The organism is Rubrimonas sp. (assembly GCF_036788415.1).
Taxonomy (GTDB): Bacteria; Pseudomonadota; Alphaproteobacteria; order Rhodobacterales; family Rhodobacteraceae; genus Rubrimonas.
Genome location: NZ_DAIQNN010000220.1, coordinates 1 through 2,423 on the forward strand (window position 1 = coordinate 1; position 2,423 = coordinate 2,423).

At 68.6% G+C, this 2,423-nt stretch carries 3 protein-coding genes; all 3 read left to right on the top strand.

The annotated features are described in order from the left end of the window. Window positions 1-799: ABC transporter ATP-binding protein (locus tag V7Q31_RS18810; RefSeq protein ID WP_333835364.1), on the top strand; the 799-nt coding region annotated here is incomplete at its 5' end. A gap of 85 nt (window positions 800-884) precedes the next feature. Next, window positions 885-1,946: a glycosyltransferase family 2 protein gene (locus V7Q31_RS18815; RefSeq protein ID WP_333835365.1), complete on the top strand. Its 1,062-nt coding sequence runs from the start codon at window positions 885-887 to the stop codon at window positions 1,944-1,946. A gap of 27 nt (window positions 1,947-1,973) precedes the next feature. Continuing rightward, the coding region (locus V7Q31_RS18820) for a glycosyltransferase (RefSeq protein WP_333835366.1) at window positions 1,974-2,423 on the top strand (450 nt) is incomplete at its 3' end.

The following is a 2,423-nucleotide window of genomic DNA, read 5'->3' on the forward strand; positions in this document are numbered from 1 at the left end:
TGAGTTCATCGAGAGCCCATTGCGGACCTACAGCACGGGCATGCGCATGCGCCTGGCGTTCGCCGTCGCCATCCACATAGATCCCGACGTGCTGCTCATCGACGAGGTCCTGGCGGTCGGCGACATCGCCTTTCAGCGCAAGTGCTTGGCGAAGGTGTCGGAATTCAAGCGGGCCGGCTGCACCATCTTCCTCGTCTCGCATGACCCCGCGCAAATCAGGGCGCTCTGCGACGACATCCTGTATCTCAAGGACGGACGACAGGTCGCCTTCGGCCCGACCCTGGAGACGATGGCGCTCTACGAGCGGACGACGGCCGACGGCGAAAGGGCCGACGCGAGCGGGCAGCAGCGCGGCGCGTCCGAAGCGGCGGCGTCCATTCTCGCGGCGCGCCTGACGTCTGCTCAGGGTGATCCGCTCGACACCATCATGCCCGGCGCGCCGCTCTCGATTGAGATCGATTACGTCGTCAACGCTCCGTTGAGGGCGCTGAAGGCAAGCGTGAGCGTCAAGCGCGAGGATCACCTGATTTGTTTCGATTCGAATACCGACGCCACGCATGTCGAGCCGCCGGCGGCGGGCAGGGCGCGGCTGCGCCTCGTGATCGAACGACTGGATCTCGCTCCCGGTTCCTACTTCGTCTCGGTCGGCCTTTACGACGAGCACTGGCAGATCTGCCACGACGCCATCGAGCGATCGGCGTCGTTCGTGGTGGTGGGCCAGTCCGTTTCCGGCCTCGGCATTCTCAACCCGCCTTGCCGCTGGGGCGTGGCGTCCGCGGCACCATCCGGATCAGGCTGACGCGAGGTCCTCGTCGATGAGCCAGCGACATCCGCTTCCGGTCGTCGCCATGCCTCGGTCGCCGCACTGGGAGGAGATCCCGGCGGTGCCCCGGGATGGGCCCCGTCCGCGCTGGTCGGTGATGATCCCGGTCTTCAACGGGGCGGACGAGTTGCGCGTCAGCCTTCCGAGCGTCCTGGCCCAGGCTCCGCCCGAGAGCGAGATGCAGATCGAGGTGGTCGACGACTGCTCCACGCGGGACGATCCCGCGGCGGTCGTCGCGGCGGTCGGCGGCGGTCGGGCGTCCTTCCATCGCCAGCCCGTCAACGTCGGGCACAGCCGGAACTTCAACACCTGCCTCAAGCGCGCCAGAGGGGACATCGTGCATCTCCTGCACGCCGACGACTGGGTGGGCCCCGGCTTCTATGCGGCGATGGACCGGTTGTTCGAGGCGGAACCATCGCTCGGCGCTGCCTTCTGCCGCCATCAGATCATCGAACCGGACAGATCGGTGCAGTGGACCTCGCCGCTGGAGCAGGAGCGGGCCGGCGTGATCTCCGGATGGCTGGAGCAGATCGTCGGGGAGCTTCGCATCCAGGCTCCGTCGATCGTCGTGCGGCGCGAGGTGTACGAGCGGCTCGGTGGCTTCGACGCGCGCATCCTCAGCTGCGGCGAGGACTGGGAGATGTGGACGCGGATCACGGCCGCCGGCTATCCGGTCGGCTATGTGCCCGAGATCCTCGCCTTCTATCGCGACAGCCCAGAATCTCTCACGAAACGGTCGATCCGCTCCGGCCAGAACATCCGCGATCTCCGCAACGCGGTGGGGATCATCGGCGGCTATCTGCCTCCCGAACTCGTCTCCGACGCGCGGCGCCGGGGTCTCGAGAACTGGTCGCGCTTCGCCCTGCGCTACGCCAACGCGGCCGCGGCGCGCGGGGATGCGGAGGCGACTTTGGTCCAGCTCCGCGAAGCGCTCCTGTGCGGCCGTTCGCCGCGCACGCTGCGCGCCGTGGCGGTCGTCGCTGCGAAACTTTTCAGGGCGCGGCTCGACAGCCATGCGCCGCGATGGCGGAAGTCCCGCGAAATCGCGGGGCGGTGGCTGCGCCGCGCATTCATGCGCCCGATCCGGCGGACCATCCGACAGCTGCGGCGTCCGAAGCCATGACCTGAAGGACGGAACGCGAGTGCGGTCATGCGCCACCTGATCATCAGCCGGGAATATCCGCCTGCGCCCTATCCGCCCGGCGGCATCGGCACCTATGTCGTCAACATCGCCCGGCTGCTGGCCGAGGCCGGCGACACGGTCCATGTGCTTGGCCAACGCTGGTCCGCCGCGCCGCTCCACCGCGAGATGCTGGTCGACGGGAGGCTGATCGTCCACCGCGTCGCGGAGGACGACCTGCCCGACGGTGCCGACGGACGCGAGCTGGAGCGCCTGCGGCGAGAGCGGGACGGCCTGCGCGCCGGAGACTTTCCGGTGCGCTGGTTCTCCTGGGCGGCGGCTCACTTCGCTGAACGCCTGGTGGAGCAGGAGGGCGTCGACGTCATCGAAGCGCAGGAATGGGAAGCGCCGCTTCACCATCTGCTCATGCGCCGGGCCGCGGGGCTCGGGCCGCGAAAGGCCCCGCCCTGCCTCGTCCAC